The following is a 15003-nucleotide window of genomic DNA, read 5'->3' on the forward strand; positions in this document are numbered from 1 at the left end:
CCGGTCTTTAATCCACCAGTCTCCTGGCCATCCACTTCCCGCTCCTTACGCGCAGGAAGGAGAACAATGCTCCCACAGCCCATCCTGTAGGTATGGACCACCATATGGCGCTGGCTCCGATGAAATGCGCCAGCAGGTAGGCAATGGCCACGCGGGAGAACAGGTTTACCACTGAGCTGAGCATAAACGCCCCCATGTCGCCGGCTCCCCGCAGCAGACCATTGCTTACGAACAGGGCTCCCATCAATATGTAAAATACAGATACGGTTTTCATATAGCTGAGCCCGTAGCTCATGGCGCTGCCCTCAGCCCCCTGTTTCAGGAAAAGTCCCAGAAGCTGCGGACCGAACAGGAAAATGATGCTGGTAATAATAAGAGAGAATACCACCACCATAAACATGCTGGCCTTATATCCCTGCTTCACACGGTCCATTTTCCTGGCTCCGATGTTCTGGGCCGCGTAGCTGGACATGGCGTTGGAAAAGTTCATGTTGGGCATCATTGCCAGGGTATCAATCTTAGTGGCAGCCGTATAACCGGCCACAAACACCTTCCCATAAGAATTTACAAGCCCCTGCATCAGCATCATGCTGATGGAGACAATGGACTGCTGGAGCATGGAGGGCACGCCCACTTTGGCAATACGCTCAGCCGAGGACATATCAAAAAAAGTAAATGACTTTCCTTTGGCAGCCTCCTCATTTTCCATTTTTCTCAGGCGGGCTATCAATACAAAAAAGGAAAAAACAGCGCACATGCCCTGGGCTATAAGAGTTGCCCAGGCCACACCCGCCACACCCATGTTGAATTGAATGACAAACAGCAGGTCCAGGACAATATTGGTCAGGGCCGACACCATAAGGAACTTAAGAGGCGTCTGGCTGTCTCCCAATGCATTGTAGATACCGTTCAGCGAATTATACAAAAACAGGAAAACGGCTCCCCCGAAATATATCCTCAGGTAGGCAAGGGAGTCAGCCATAATGTCCGGGTCTGTTCCCAAAAGGGTCAGCAGAGGTCCCGCGATGATTTCCCCGATTCCCATAATAATAAGTCCAATCACTCCCAGGGATATGAGGGCCGTGGAAACAGTTATCTTCATTTCAAGTATCTTACCTGCCCCGAAAAACTGGGAAATAACCACGGTACAGCCCATGGACAGCCCCGCCGCAATGGCAACGGACAAAAAGACCACGGGAAAGGATGAGCCAACGGCTGCCAGGGCATCCTCCCCCACAAAACGCCCCACCACCATGGAGTCCACCATGTTGTAGAGCTGCTGGAACAGATTACCTACGACCATGGGCATTGCAAAGAAAAACAGCAATTTAAGAGGTTTTCCCTCAGTCAGATTATTTACCATATGTACATTCTCCTACTCTGTGTTTATATTCAATTGCATTTTCAGCAATCCGCCGCAGATAATCCTGCTGTTGCCCGCGCTCTTCCTCTGTGAATCCCGCAAAACAAATCTCGTCCCACCTGCCTGATATGCGGTGTATTTCTTCCAGAACCTGATTTCCCCTGACAGTAAGACTTACAAACTTCTGCCTTTTATTCTTCTCGTTGATGAGACGCCGCACCAGTCCCTTTTCCTCCAGCTCAGACAGACTTCTGGCAATCCTGCCCTTGTCCAGGTCAAAATGGGCGCCGATGTCCTCCTGGGTACACTGGTTGTCCTGAAGAAACATAATGATTTTCCCCTCCAGAGGCTGCAGTCCAAACTGCTCTAACTCCCTCCGGATAAACCAAAGCTCACAACGCCGGTATATTCCCGTATACTGATTCATTCTGCTCTCCCTGTTATTTCTATTGTATAATGCAACTGTTGTATCAGTCAACCATTATACACAGCATCCACCAATTTGTCAACCCGCGGTTCATCCCCCTGCAAAGTGAAACACATTTTTAATAAAAATAAAATATTTCTTCCCGCCTGATTATGGTATGATACATCATAACAGCAGCCCCATACCAGAAAGGAATGAAAATCATGATAAGACCTCTGAAAAAAAGCCCGCGCCAGATGGAATGGAAGGCGTTAGAAAAAAAGGAGGAGCGTTTTATAACCGCAGCCCGGCATCAAAAGGAGCCTCTGCTGAACCGGAAGCTGGAGCGTTTTGTCCCGGAAAAACTGGAGGATACCCTGAACCTGGCATTTTATAAGGCATTTGAGCTGATATTCAACCGAGGAACATCCATCATAGAAAAAACATACCGGAAGGAGGATATGGAAAATACCTATAAAATCAATGCTTACGCCGCAGGGCTGAAGGAAAGCAGAAAGACTATGAAGGCATTTTCCAGGGAAGCCGGTAAGAATAAGGTCAGGAACCTGGCCGCAGCCGGTGCCGGCGGAATCGGCCTGGGAGCTTTGGGCATCGGACTTCCCGACATACCGCTGTTTACCGGCATGGTCCTGAAAAGCATCTATGAAACAGCCATAAGCTACGGATTCTCTTACGATACGGCTGAGGAACAATGTTATATATTAAAGCTGATTTCCACTGCCCTGTCCAGAGGTGATGCGGCTGAATCCGGCAACCGGAGTCTGGACGCCATGGGACGCTTAATCCGCACCGGGACGCCTCTGTCTGAAACGGCCCTGTCTGGAACACCTCTGTCCGGAACACCTCTGTCCGGAACGTTCTCCGGCCAGGACGGCCTTGCTGCTCTTCCCGGCGGACCTGAATCCCATGATACAGCCTCTCTTTGCACCAGCCTTATGCAGCAGGCATCCCATGCCCTTTCCTCAGAACTGCTGTACATGAAATTTTTGCAGGGAATCCCCATTGCGGGAATCATAGGTGGAATGTATGACGCTGTTTATCTCAAACGGATCGCTGATTATGCGGATATGAAATATAAGCGCAGATTTCTGGAAAAAAGCAATCCTGATATATAGGACCGCATATAGGGCAGATATAGGTCAATATAGGACAAACTATATGTTTAATTTGCAAATGTCGGACATTTATGGTAAAATATAGGTAAATTTCAGAAGAAAGCGGGGCTATCAATTATGGATAAGGAAGTATTAAGTTTCGTCGTCGAAAAAACTCACGAATTAATGAATGCAGCATCATGCAGCAAAGAGGCAAAGGCATCCGCCCAGACCTGGCTGGATGCGGTTGGAACTGAGAATGAGGCCGCAGCAACAAAAACATACATTGCTGAGCTGGAAGCAGACATCATGCCGGTTGACGGCCTGATTGGCTTTGCAGAATCTGAGATGGGCGCCCAGGTCTTCGGGGCAGACAAGGCCAAGGAAGTGGCAGCCCATGCAAAGGAAATCAAGGCCGCAGGGGCAAAATACTGTGATTGTCCTGCCTGCGCAGCCGCAGAGGCCATTCTTGAAAAGAAGGATGACATTCTTAAATAAGAATAACAGTTCAGACAAGCCGTATATCGGACATATCGTATATCCGATTCGCATAACATCAAAAGAGTATCCCCTGGAAATGGCGGATGCTCTTTTTTCTTTGCAGCGATGCCGGAATTTAACCATTGACTTTCCGACACAAGTGTCGTATATTTAAAACAGACACGAGTGTCGGAAATTGGCAAAATGAAAGGCAGGTGACAAAAGCACGGGCAAAAAAGGAGACAAAACAAAGGCCGCCATACGGAAAGCGGCACTGGCTTTATTTGTTCAGAAGGGATTTAAGGATGTTACAATGAAAGATATCTGTGAGGCGGCAGGTCTTAGCCGCGGCGGATTATATACGCACTACGGGAGTACCGGCCAGGTATTTGCCGACATCATAGAGGAACTTATGTCAGGCCTTGAAAGCCAGGTTGCCGGGAAAATGGAACGGGGCCTGCCGGCGTCCCTCATATTGGACGAATTATTAGAGCGTTACCAGTCCGAGATGCTTGACCGGAGCGGTTCGTTAGGACTTGCTTTTTATGAGTATTACAGCGGCCTGCCGTTAACAGAGGACAATGCCATGCTGAAGCAGTATTACAGTTCAAAGACAATGCTTTGCAGCCTGATTGAATACGGCATTGGCAAAGGCGAGTTCAGGCAGGCCCATGCAGACGCGGTTGCGGATTTGCTGCTGTTCTCTTATCAGGGCGTGCGGATGCTGAGCAGTATCATGCCACTGGACGATGATAATATACCAGAGGGCATGATCCGTGAAATCAGATCTATGTTGGTAAAGTAAAATTCATGCCAGGAGGTGAATACGGATGAAGCTTAAAATTGCAGGAAGCGGCGGTATGTTTCTGATTCCCAACCCTTTTTGTAAATGCCCGGTATGCCAGGAAGCAAGAACCAAACGGGGCCGGTACGAGCGCTTGGGGCCCAGTCTTTATATTGAGGACATCGGAATGCTCATTGACACGCCGGAGGACATTGCAGTCGCCTGTGAAAGGCAGGGTATTTCCAGGATTGATTATCTTTCCATCTCCCACAAGGATCCTGACCATACGCGGGGCATGCGAATCGTGGAGCCGTTGGGTTATGACTGCATTACCGGCAAGGGAACCCCTATACAGTTCATAGCACTTCCAGAGGTTATAGACGATATCAATGCCTGGAACGGCGATGGCCTGTACTACTATCAGAATATTCTGAACTGCATTTCAATCAACAGGACTAACTATGCTAAAATCGGTTCCATAGAATTACACCTGGTAAATAACAAAACCCATCGTGGCAATATGACATTTTATGTTATATCAGACGGCTCCAAAAAAGCTGTTTACGCCTGCTGCGATGTGAAGCCGTTTGTCCCCAATGAATTGTATTATGACGCGGATGTTTTAATCATCGGGCTGGTTTCCGACGACGGCATACTTAAAGACGGGTCCTCTCTTGATTCTGCACCGTTCAGAGACGATATGTTCACCTTGGACGAGATGCTGGAGCTGAAGCGCACATACAGGATAAAGCGCATTGTCATTACCCATATTGATGAGTACTGGGGTAAATCCTATGCTTACTACCGGGAATTTGAAAAAAAGCTGGACAATGTATCATTTGCCTATGACGGCATGGAGATTGTCCTATAGCCGCCGCAGGCCGGAACCCTTTATCTGCGTCATGGGTTCCCCCTGGACCACCTTTTTTTAATCTGGACAAAACCCCAGACCAGGAACAGAAAACCGATCAAAACAGACGCTATTATACCGGCGGGGCTCAGTGAAAACTCAGACCCGCTTTTTACAAACGGAGACTGCATCACAGAAAAAACATTGTTGGAGATATGTATCATCATTGTTATTCTTATGTCTCCTGTCAGGGTGAGGAGTGAGCCGAGAACCAGCCCCATACATATTGCACTGGCAAACTGCACAGGATTGCGGTGGAAAACAGCGAACAAGAGGGCCGTAATAAACACCGGATACCACCTTCCATATTTTCCGCTGCAGCAGTTAAACAGGATTCCGCGAAATACCAGCTCCTCCAGGACAGGCCCAATCAGGCCCACATACAGGAAATAGGCAGGAGTCCTGGCACTGTTTAAGATTCGGCTCTGTTCCTCAGCCGTCATTTGTCCCAATGTACTCTGTGCAATCTGGGGAAATAGGAAAAAAAGGACGCGGTGTGCCATACACAGGCCAATTCCTGTCATGGCTGAAAACAGGACCATCTGCAAGCCGTTCCTGAGCCCTGCCTCTTTTTTTCCTGCCGCATGGGGCAGGTGGGAACGGAAAATCCATATAAAAACCACGTGTGCCCCCGCCTGGGCCGCATACGTAAGCCCGGCCAGGAATCCGTACCCTGCCGGAGCAAAGAAAGCCTGAACCAGGCTGATCATTACCTGCGACAAAATCAGCCATGCGGTAAACACCAGAAATACCATAGGAATCACCTCTGCCCTTCAGTCAAATACTCATTTCCCTACTCTTCAAATGTCCCCTTCATAATAACCTCTTTATCCCACACAGCCTTCCTGCCTCCGGCCATAACATGGAGGATATCCATGGAATCATCGTACACCACAAAATCCGCGTCTGCGCCTTCCGCCACAGTCCCCTTGACTCCCGTCAGTCCCAGCACCCTTGCTGGATTCTTAGTCAGGAGGTTCAGCACCTTCTCCAGGCTGGCTCCCCGCTCGCACACCAGCACCTTCAGCTGTTGGTGAAGGCTTTTGGGGGATGCATAGGTGAGGCCGATGCACTCCATCTTGTCATTGAACCTGGGCGCGCTTCCGTACGCATCGCTGGACATGGTCATGTTAAGCCCCTCCGGGTCCTGCTTAAGGTAGCTCAGAATCTGGTCCGCCGTCTCTTCTAATTCCTCCCTTGTAAGCCCTGCCGTCATATCAATGGTTCCGCCCCGCTTCACAAATTCCAGTCCCTGTTCAAACAGCTCCTGGGTGCGTCCCATATGGGTGGGAAGGAACTTCTGAACCGGCACATCGCTGTTGCCAATCGCATAGAACAGAGGATCCAGCCCGGCCTTTCCGCTTCCCATATGGATAGTGACATAGCCGCAGCACCCCGAGAGCATGCCGGCCCTTCGGGCCTGGGTTGCCAGCGATATCAGCTGCTCTCCTGTCAGATTGGAGCTTCTGTGGTCGCTCATGGCGATTTTAACTCCCACCATCAGGTCAATTAGAGCTATATCACGCTCCACGCTCCCTGTGATGGTGGGGGACGGGTATCCATATGCTCCTGTAAGGATACGGCAGGTGATTCCCTCTTCATTGAAAGCCCTTGCCTTTGCCAGAAGGTTCTCCAGGCTTCTGGTTATACCGTCTGTGCCCAAAAGTCCCACCACCGTGGTAATGCCGTTTTTCACCAGCACGCTGAGGCTCGCCTCCGGCACCCTGGTGGCGGGTCCGCTCTCGCCGCCCCCGCCTGTTATGTGAACATGGATATCCATATATCCCGGTGTCAGGATGTGCCCGCCCAGGTCCACCTTCTCCACCTCCTCAATCTGGTCGTATTCATCTATATGGTCCGCTATCCTGGCTATGCGGCTTCCTTCTATCAGAATATCCTTCCTTCCCAGATGCTCCGGCGCATAGATATCTCCCTGTTTCAATACTTTCATGGATTCATTTCCTCTCTTTCAGCAAAATCATTACAGCACGGCCGTAATATATATGTGCCTATTATATTATTAATATGGAAAAAAAGAAAGTGCCTGTTGACGGTTACAGGCACTTTCATAAAACGCAGGCAGATATCAGTCCAGATGCAGCAAAGCTTCTGCCAGAGCCAATATGGTCAGCGACTGCCCATAGGCCATGGGCGCAATCAATATATTTTTATAGTGGTCCGCATCATATCCCATGCCGGTGCCGCCCGACACATTGAGTACGGTGCCGTCCCTGTCAATGTTGTCCAGAATGGCTTCCACTGCCTTCCAGGCGCAGGCCAAATAGGAATCGTCCAGAATTCCGTAGCGGATTCCCTTAAGAATGCCCGCGGTGATGGCGGCGCTGCCCGACACCTCCTCATAGCTGCCCGCATCGGTCAGCACCGTGTGCCACAGGCCGCTTTTGCCCTGAAGTCCCTTAAGGGCCTCAGCCTGGGCTTTATATGTATCCACCACAAACTCCTTTACACCGGCATTCATGGTCCCCCTGAACATGTCGATATAATCCAGTATCCCTAAGGTAAACCAGCTGTTTCCCCTGCACCAGAAGATTCCGCCGAAATTATTCCTTTCATTGAAGGTCCAGCCGTGGTAGAAAAGTCCGGTCTCCTTGTCGCACAGATATTTAATGTGCATCAGCACCTGGTGGACGGACTCGTCAATCCATGCCTGGTTCTGGTACTTCTGCCCCATCCGGTTGAGAAAGAGCACTGTCATGAAAATGGTGTCAATCCACATCTCATTTTCATTGAGCCGCACACCCTGTCGGTCTCCGTTGGCGCTGGTCACATGCTGGAACCCCCCTTCCCTGGTCCTGGGCAGGCAGTTCATGAGCCAGTCCGCCCATTTCAGGCACAGCGTTTCAAATTCCTGGTCGTGATAATACTCGTTAAGCTCTGCCAGGGTGAGAAGGGGCGTGGTGGTATTGATGTTTTTGGAGGGAAGCCCTTCCCTTATGTTATCCTTGAACCACTGGTACAGGAACTCCTTATAATCCTCGTTCTTCCGGGCCTGCATGATTCTTAACAGGCCGTACAGTCCCACGCCCTGGGGCCAGTCCCATTCCCGGATTCCAAAATCCCGTTTGAAAAAGCCAATGGCTTCACCGCCCTCAGCTAACTCCTCCCCGTTCTCCGGTCCGCCCAGATTCATGAGCTTTTCAATGACAAGGTCCAGCTTTTCCTGCACTTTCTTTTTATCTGACGTCCTAAGTTTTACACTTCTCATTCTGATTCCCTATCCTCCTACTTTAACAATCCCAGGACACCGGGCAGCCACATGCTGAATCCGGGCACAAAGGTTATGAACATCAATGCCGCCACAATCGCCAGAAAGAACGGAAGCAGCTTTTTCATCACGTCCTCCACCTGCAGTCTGGCAACGCTGCAGCCCACAAAGAGTACATTTCCCACCGGAGGTGTGATGGTACCGATGGACAGATTCATGACAATCATGACGCCGAACTGGATGGGGTCCATTCCCAGGCTCTTTACAATGGGAAGGAAAATAGGCGTGAAGATGAGCAGGGCCGGAGCCATGTCCATGAAGGTTCCCACAATCAGCAGTGTTATATTGATGATTAACAGTATGACAATCCGGTTATCGGAGATTCCTAAAAGCAGGCTGCTGATGGCCTGCGGCAGTCCTGTGAAGGACAGCACAAAGGACAGCACAGAGGACGCGCCGATAATCAGCATGACAATGGTGGTCATAACCGCTGTGTCCACCAGTATCTTGGGGATGTCCTTAATCTGAATGCTCTTATAAACAAATACCGACAAAAGGAAGGCGTACACCACTGCCACGCCTGAAGCCTCGGTGGGTGTGAAATAGCCGGAAAGGATGCCTCCAATGATGATGACAATGAGGAACAGGCTGGGAATAGCCTCCCATATGGTCTTTAAAATGATGGCCGCAGTCATCTTGTCCCGTTTCATCACATATCCGTGCTTTGCGCCGTAGACGCAGGCTACCACCATGCACAGGGCTGCCCACAAAAGTCCCGGCACCCAGCCCGCCATGAGAAGGGCCGCAACAGAGACGCCGCCGCTGGCAGCTGAATATACGATAAAGGAAGCAGTGGGGGGAATCAGCTGGCCCACAGGCGCAGTGGCAATATTCACGGCTGCTGAAAAGCCCTTGTCGTATCCCTGCTCCTCCTCCAGAGGAAGCATGACGCCTCCGATAGCTGTTGCCGCTGCAATGCCTGAACCGGATATGGAACCAAACATGGCATTGCCTGCTATGTTGGTCATGGCCAGGGAACCGGGAACCCTGCCCAGAAACAGCATGGCCAGGTTAATCAGCCGTTTGGCTATGCCGCCGCTGCTCATGAGCAGACCTGCCAGCACAAAGAAGGGCACGGCCAAAAGTGTAAAGCTGTCAATGCCGCTGACAATCTTCTGGGCAGAGACAAACATTCCAAATCCGGGTGTCAGGAACATAATGATGGTCAGCAGTGACGCTGAGATAATGCTGAATGATACCGGTACGCTCATGGCCAGCATGAGAAAGAATACCAGGACCAGAACAATGGCTGCCTGAATTTCCATACTATTTTTCCTCCTTTAATTCCTTTGTGAACGTGATGAGACGCTGCAGGCAGTATAACACCATCAGAACGCCGCTTATGGGTACGCAGATATAATATACCTGCATGGGCAGTTCCATGGCCGGTGATATCTGTCCGGCTGAGTTAAGGGTCACCATAACGCCTCCTGCTATCATCACAAAGACGCTGATGAACAGGACCAGGAATTCGATTCCGATTTTTGTCCTGGTCAGGTTCTTTGGCTTAAATGTCCTGGTAATCAGGTTAATGGACAGGTGGCTCTCCTTGCCGTAGGCGTAGGGCACCCCCAGCATGGTAAGCCATATGAGCATGTACCTTAACAGTTCTTCCGTATATTTGCTGGGATTGTGCAGCAGAAAACGGGTGATTACCTGCCAGAAGCACCCCACTACCATAAGCGCCACCAGAATGGCCAGCACGGTTTCCAGAAACCGGTTCAATATTTTCATCATCTTGCTTTCCCCCTTCTTACTCTGCATACTTCTGGATATCGTCATACAGGGCCTTATAGCTCTCGCCCTTTGCACAGAATTTATTATGGATGGGCTGTACTGCCTGTATGAACGCAGTCTTGTCTATGTCTCTGTAAACGTGCACACCGTTGGATTCGGCCTCTTCCATGGCCTGGTCCATCATTCCGTTGTAAAGCTGCTTGAAGTTCTCGTTGGTCTTTTCAAAGCCCTTTACCAGGTAGTCCTGCTGTTCCCTGGTCATGCGGTTCCAGGTCTTGGTGCTGATAATGTAGATGTCCGGGGAGTACTGGTGCTCTGTATATGTATAGGACTTCACCAAATCCTGATGGCCGTCCACGGTAAGGGCCAGCTCCGTATTCTCCGCTCCGTCCACAATTCCCTGCTGCAGTGAAGCGTATGTCTCTCCTGCCGCCATGGGAACCGGGGTTCCTCCCATGGCCTCAATCATATCCATGGAGGTGGTGTTGGGCATGGAACGTATCTTCTTGCCCTTTAATGCAGACGGTTCCACACAGGGCTTGTCTTCCTTCAGATAGAAGTTCCTGGCGCCATTGGCATAGTAGCCTATGGCTATGTAGCCCTCGTCCTCCGTGGACATAAACAGTTCTTTCACCTTCTCCGATTTCTGCATGGCATCGTAATAATGCTGCTGTCCGTTAAAAAGATATGGTACTGCAAATATGGAGTACTCCTCTTTAAACTGCCCCAGAGTGTTGGAGCTGACCTTGGCCATGTCCAGGATTCCCGCCTTCACCATCTCGATGATATCCTTTTCAGTCCCAAGGACGCCGCTGGGATAAATCTGCACCTCCATGTTCATGGATGCATCCTCGGCCACGATATCTGAAATCAGGGCAATGGAATCCGCTATCTCGGATCCGGCCGCCTGGTTGTGGGCCAGCCTGATTACCAGCTTATCGCTGGCCTTTGCACTTGTCACCTGGAAAAAGGTCACACATATTACGGCTATGCTTAAAAGCGCCGCCGCGATACCGATTGTTTTCCTGCAAGATTTCATGTTCTCTCTCCTTTTCATACGTGATTCACGCTGAATTTGCTGCTGTGCTTTTGTTTGACTAGATTGTATCACAGGAAGGAGGCTGTTTCTTATTCCCTGTTGCATTCTTTTTTAATTTTTCAAACTATATTGCTCTCCTCTGTTGACATGTCCGCCTTTATTTATTACAACTATACTATAGAAAGATACATGGGAACAGGAGGATGTGGCCGGTATATGGAAAAAGTGACATTTTACGGAGAGATTGAGGGAATTTCCCTGGAGCAGATGGTCCGGTACGGCAAATTTGACATGCGGGTAAAGCATTTCCATAACCAGTATGAAATTTTTTATATCATTGAAGGGGAACGCCTTTTCTTTTTCAACAACAGGGAATATGTGGCCCGCTCCGGAGACCTGATTCTGGTGGACACCAACCTGATTCACATGACAAAGTCCGTCACGGCAGAGGATACGGGCCACAACCGCGTCATCCTGTATGTCAGCTATGACAGGATGAAAGCCTTTGACGGGCAGTACCCTTCCCTGCAGCTGGTCCGGTTCTTTCATGAACACTACGGGGTCTACCATCTGGACAAGGAACAGCAGGCCCTGTTCCTCAATTTCTACCGCAACCTGCGCATTGCCATGACTGAAAAAGCCCATAATTACAAGGTCGGCATTGATCTTGAGACCCTTACGTGGCTCTTTAAGATAACCTCCTATGTGTCAAAGCAGGAGGGCGCCAGCCCCCACTCCTCAGACCATCCCAAATACCGCACAGCCTACGCCATCGCAGACTATCTCTCCGAAAACTGTGAACAGAATATATCCCTGGAGGAGCTGGCCGCACACTTTTATCTCAGTAAATATTATGTCTGCCGCACCTTTAAGGAGATTACAGGATACACAGTCACTGAGTACACCAACATACACCGCATCCGCAAGGCCAAACGCCTGCTGGAGGAGACAGACATGAGCATCTCGGAGATTGCCCATGAGCTGGGTTATGAAAGCCTGACCTATTTTGAGCGGATGTTCAAGTCCTTCATGACTATTTCCCCGCTCAAATACCGCAAGACCCTGAACACAGTGACCTATACCAATGAACAGACCACAGAATTTGAGGAGGACACAGAGCAGCTTTCCTCCCACCGGCAGCCATAGATTCACCACAACTTTGTATGATTCCTTTCATGCATCAAAAGAGAGAGCATGCCCCTTAACGGCGGAACGCTCCCTCTTTTCTTTGTCTTTGTATTGCCTTCTCAATCTTCCTGATTTTCTTTGTTCTTCCTATTTCTCATACAGGAATTTCTCGGGCAGGTTTACATGGAAATCCGCTGCCAGATTTCTGAAATCCTGGGGTGTAATGGTCTGAAGCTTGTCCGGACGGATGCTCAACACCTTTACCAGGATTTCCGCTGATTTCTCAATGGTATGCATCAGGCCAAAGGTCAAATCAAAGTCCTCGCCCGCGCAGAACAGGCCGTGGTGGGCCCATACGGCTGCGTCGTACTCTTCCATCAGCCTGCTGGTGGCCACTGCAATGTCGCGGCCTCCCGGCACCATCCAGCCAACCACGCCTATGCCGGATGGGAATACCACCGGACATTCCGTGGCCATTTCCCACAGTTCCCTGGTAAATACCTCGTCTGTCAGAGGCAGGACAAAGGTCAGCGCAATGATGTTCGCCGGATGGGCATGGTAAATCACCCTGTATCTCCCCTCTGTTGCCTTCATTTTCACCTCATGGTTCATCAGATGGGTGGGCAGCTCGCTGGTGGGCCTGCCGCCCTCTGCGAGTCCCCAGCAGATACGGTAGTTCTCCCCTGCCTGGTCCACTTCTATGATGCAGCAGTTGGACTCCGGTTCCAGAATCATGTTGCGCATAAACCGGCCGCTTCCCGACACCATGAAATACTCCCCTGCCAGGGCAGGAACACTGGTGCCGATGGGCTGCCATTTCCCGTCATAAGAAAGCTCCTCCTTCACGGACTCCACTTCCTCATGTTTGATGCGGTAGCTTAAGTTGCCGCCGTTCCTCTCATGCCAGTTCTGGTTAAAACCATCGTCACACACACGTATGAAGCCTTTTGCAAAGGCTGTGTCCAATACTCTCATTTTCTAATCCTCACTCTCTATCTCTTGCTGAGATTCATTATCCTGAATTTATGCTGCTGGGATAAACGTCCCCGGCTCCATTAACACATTAACTGCGTTTTAAGAGCACTTCCTTCTCATAGGCCTGGACTTCCTTAAACCACTGCTCCTTCACCGGAACCTGGTTCATCTGGCAGAAATAGTCCCATACATCCCCATAGGGATACGTTTTAAGCTCTTCCTGCTCCATCATAAGCTCCGTGAACCTGCGCTCCTCCTGAAGCTTTGCAAGCTTCTCATTTGGCATCAGCAGGGCGTATAAAAGGGCCTTCTGCATGTTTCTCATGCCCACCACCCATGCGCAGATGCGGTTGATGCTGGCGTCAAAGAAGTCCAGGGCCAGAAGCACCCTGTCCGGGTCATTTCTGACGATTTCCTTGGCAATCTCCCTTGTCTCGTCGTCAAAGAGCACCACGTGGTCGCTGTCCCAGCGCACGGGGCGGCTTACATGGAGGGCAATCTTGTCTGAAAACAGCAGCATGGAGGATATCTTATCAGATATCATTTCCGTGGGATGGAAATGGCCGCTGTCCAGCAGGCACATAATACCCCTGGAAGCCGCATAGTTCATATAGAACTCATGGGAGCCCACGGTACAGCTCTCCATGCCGATGCCGAACACCTTGGATTCCACTGCGATAAGCACCTTGCTCTTATCGTAATCCATGGCCAAAATCTGGTCCAGGGAGTCCTTAAGCCTGGCCCTGGGGCTCATTCGGTCAGCCGGAATATCCTTGAATCCGTCTGGAATCCAGATATTCATGGCGCAGGGGCTTCCCAGCTCCTCGGCAAAGTACTGGGATATGCGCACACAGGCCTTACAGTGGTCAATCCAGAATTTTCTGATTTCGGGATCCTCACTGGACAAAGTGGCGTTCTCAGCCTTTGGATGGGAGAACATGGTGGGGTTAAAATCCAGTCCCAGGCCTCTCTCCTTAGCAAATTTCACCCAATCTGCAAAGTGTCTTGGTTCCAGTGCATCTCGGTCCACTTTTTCCCCATCCTGGAAAATGGCGTAGCTGGCATGAAGGTTGATTCTGTGCCTGCCCGGAATCAGGTTAAGCGCCTTGTCAATATCCGCCATAAGCTCCTGGGGATTCCTGGCCTTTCCCGGATAGTTTCCCGTTGCCTGTATGCCGCCTGACAGACTGTCCGCGCCCTCAAAGCCCATAACGTCATCCCCCTGCCAGCAGTGCATGGAAACAGGGATATGATTAAGCCGCTCCACTGCGGCGTCCACGTCAACCCCTAATCCGGCGTAAATTTCTTTTGCTGATTCATATCTTTCCTGTATATTCATGGTTCTCTCCTTTTCATCATTAAATCTTACTTATATATCAGTCATCTGTTAATCCAAATGAAACACCGGTACAAAATCCACACATACCGGACTGTTATCTGCATTCGTTTCCATGATGTCGGCCATATAGTCCCACCATCTGCGGTTTATAGGCGTATCTGCTGATTCAGCCCAGAGCGCCTCATCCTCCACTTCCAGATACCCATAGAGCACATTGGTTTCCCTGTCCAGAAAAATGCTGTAGTTATGACCGCCGTACTGGCGTATCATCTCTTTCATCTCAGGCCACAGCGCATTGTGGCGCTTCTCGTATTCCTCTGCCATTCCCGGATTAAGGAACATTTTAAATCCTTTCCTGACCATGCGGTACCCTCCCTTCGTCAAATATAATCTCTCGGAATCTCTAAGCCAGTAAATATAAGGCTTTCAGATTCCTTTTTT

Annotated in this window: 16 protein-coding genes; 5 read left to right on the forward strand and 11 right to left on the reverse strand. The window is 50.1% G+C overall.

Going from position 1 to position 15003, the window contains the following annotated elements:
• Window positions 1-7: 7 nt before the first annotated feature.
• Both LI015_RS05545 and LI015_RS05550 read right to left on the reverse strand, forming a co-directional pair.
• A complete protein-coding gene (locus LI015_RS05545; RefSeq protein WP_002564826.1) occupies window positions 8-1363 on the reverse strand; it encodes an MATE family efflux transporter in 1356 nt (451 codons plus the stop codon).
• Window positions 1353-1790, reverse strand: a complete 438-nt coding sequence (locus LI015_RS05550; protein WP_002572583.1) for a MarR family winged helix-turn-helix transcriptional regulator — start codon at window positions 1788-1790, stop codon at window positions 1353-1355. Before LI015_RS05550 ends, LI015_RS05545 begins: the two co-directional genes overlap by 11 nt.
• A gap of 203 nt (window positions 1791-1993) precedes the next feature.
• Here LI015_RS05550 and LI015_RS05555 point away from each other — a divergent pair, with 203 nt between their 5' ends.
• From LI015_RS05555 to LI015_RS05570, 4 genes are all read left to right on the forward strand, one after another.
• Complete coding sequence (locus tag LI015_RS05555; protein ID WP_002572584.1) at window positions 1994-2905, forward strand: EcsC family protein; 912 nt, start codon at window positions 1994-1996, stop codon at window positions 2903-2905.
• Between the two features lie 117 nt (window positions 2906-3022).
• Window positions 3023-3382, forward strand: a complete 360-nt coding sequence (locus LI015_RS05560) for a hypothetical protein (RefSeq protein WP_002564829.1) — start codon at window positions 3023-3025, stop codon at window positions 3380-3382.
• Window positions 3383-3623: 241 nt separating this feature from the next.
• On the forward strand, window positions 3624-4169 hold the full coding sequence (locus tag LI015_RS05565) for a TetR/AcrR family transcriptional regulator (protein ID WP_080548729.1): 546 nt from the start codon (window positions 3624-3626) through the stop codon (window positions 4167-4169).
• A gap of 25 nt (window positions 4170-4194) precedes the next feature.
• Complete coding sequence (locus LI015_RS05570) at window positions 4195-5019, forward strand: MBL fold metallo-hydrolase (protein ID WP_118018034.1); 825 nt, start codon at window positions 4195-4197, stop codon at window positions 5017-5019.
• Window positions 5020-5048: 29 nt separating this feature from the next.
• Here LI015_RS05570 and LI015_RS05575 read toward each other — a convergent pair whose 3' ends face one another.
• From LI015_RS05575 to dctP, 6 genes are all read right to left on the reverse strand, one after another.
• Window positions 5049-5813, reverse strand: a complete 765-nt coding sequence (locus LI015_RS05575; RefSeq protein WP_227124289.1) for a CPBP family intramembrane glutamic endopeptidase — start codon at window positions 5811-5813, stop codon at window positions 5049-5051.
• Window positions 5814-5851: 38 nt separating this feature from the next.
• Window positions 5852-7009: a beta-aspartyl-peptidase gene (gene iadA, locus LI015_RS05580; RefSeq protein ID WP_227124290.1), complete on the reverse strand. Its 1158-nt coding sequence runs from the start codon at window positions 7007-7009 to the stop codon at window positions 5852-5854.
• A gap of 135 nt (window positions 7010-7144) precedes the next feature.
• Window positions 7145-8284, reverse strand: coding sequence for a glycoside hydrolase family 88/105 protein (locus LI015_RS05585; protein ID WP_117626174.1), 1140 nt, complete (start codon window positions 8282-8284; stop codon window positions 7145-7147).
• 17 nt (window positions 8285-8301) lie between these two features.
• On the reverse strand, window positions 8302-9609 hold the full coding sequence (locus tag LI015_RS05590) for a TRAP transporter large permease (RefSeq protein WP_002572589.1): 1308 nt from the start codon (window positions 9607-9609) through the stop codon (window positions 8302-8304).
• Between the two features lies 1 nt (window position 9610).
• Window positions 9611-10081: a TRAP transporter small permease gene (locus LI015_RS05595; RefSeq protein ID WP_002572590.1), complete on the reverse strand. Its 471-nt coding sequence runs from the start codon at window positions 10079-10081 to the stop codon at window positions 9611-9613.
• A 16-nt stretch (window positions 10082-10097) separates the two neighbouring features.
• Entirely contained in the window at window positions 10098-11120 is a 1023-nt protein-coding gene (gene dctP, locus LI015_RS05600; protein WP_002564837.1) for a TRAP transporter substrate-binding protein DctP, read from the reverse strand.
• A 216-nt stretch (window positions 11121-11336) separates the two neighbouring features.
• On the opposite strand from dctP, the gene LI015_RS05605 reads away from it, so the two are divergent.
• Window positions 11337-12266 (forward strand): AraC family transcriptional regulator, encoded by a 930-nt coding sequence (locus tag LI015_RS05605; RefSeq protein ID WP_002564838.1) that lies wholly within the window; start codon window positions 11337-11339, stop codon window positions 12264-12266.
• 129 nt (window positions 12267-12395) lie between these two features.
• On the opposite strand, the gene rhaD is transcribed toward LI015_RS05605, so the two are convergent.
• From rhaD to rhaM, 3 genes are all read right to left on the reverse strand, one after another.
• On the reverse strand, window positions 12396-13223 hold the full coding sequence (gene rhaD, locus LI015_RS05610) for a rhamnulose-1-phosphate aldolase (protein ID WP_002564839.1): 828 nt from the start codon (window positions 13221-13223) through the stop codon (window positions 12396-12398).
• Between the two features lie 88 nt (window positions 13224-13311).
• A complete protein-coding gene (locus LI015_RS05615) occupies window positions 13312-14562 on the reverse strand; it encodes an L-rhamnose isomerase (RefSeq protein ID WP_227124291.1) in 1251 nt (416 codons plus the stop codon).
• Between the two features lie 48 nt (window positions 14563-14610).
• Complete coding sequence (gene rhaM / locus LI015_RS05620) at window positions 14611-14925, reverse strand: L-rhamnose mutarotase (RefSeq protein WP_038269475.1); 315 nt, start codon at window positions 14923-14925, stop codon at window positions 14611-14613.
• Window positions 14926-15003: the final 78 nt, after the last annotated feature.

The sequence above is a fragment of the Enterocloster sp. 210928-DFI.2.20 genome, from assembly GCF_020554465.1.
In the GTDB taxonomy this organism is placed as follows: Bacteria; Bacillota; Clostridia; order Lachnospirales; family Lachnospiraceae; genus Enterocloster; species Enterocloster bolteae.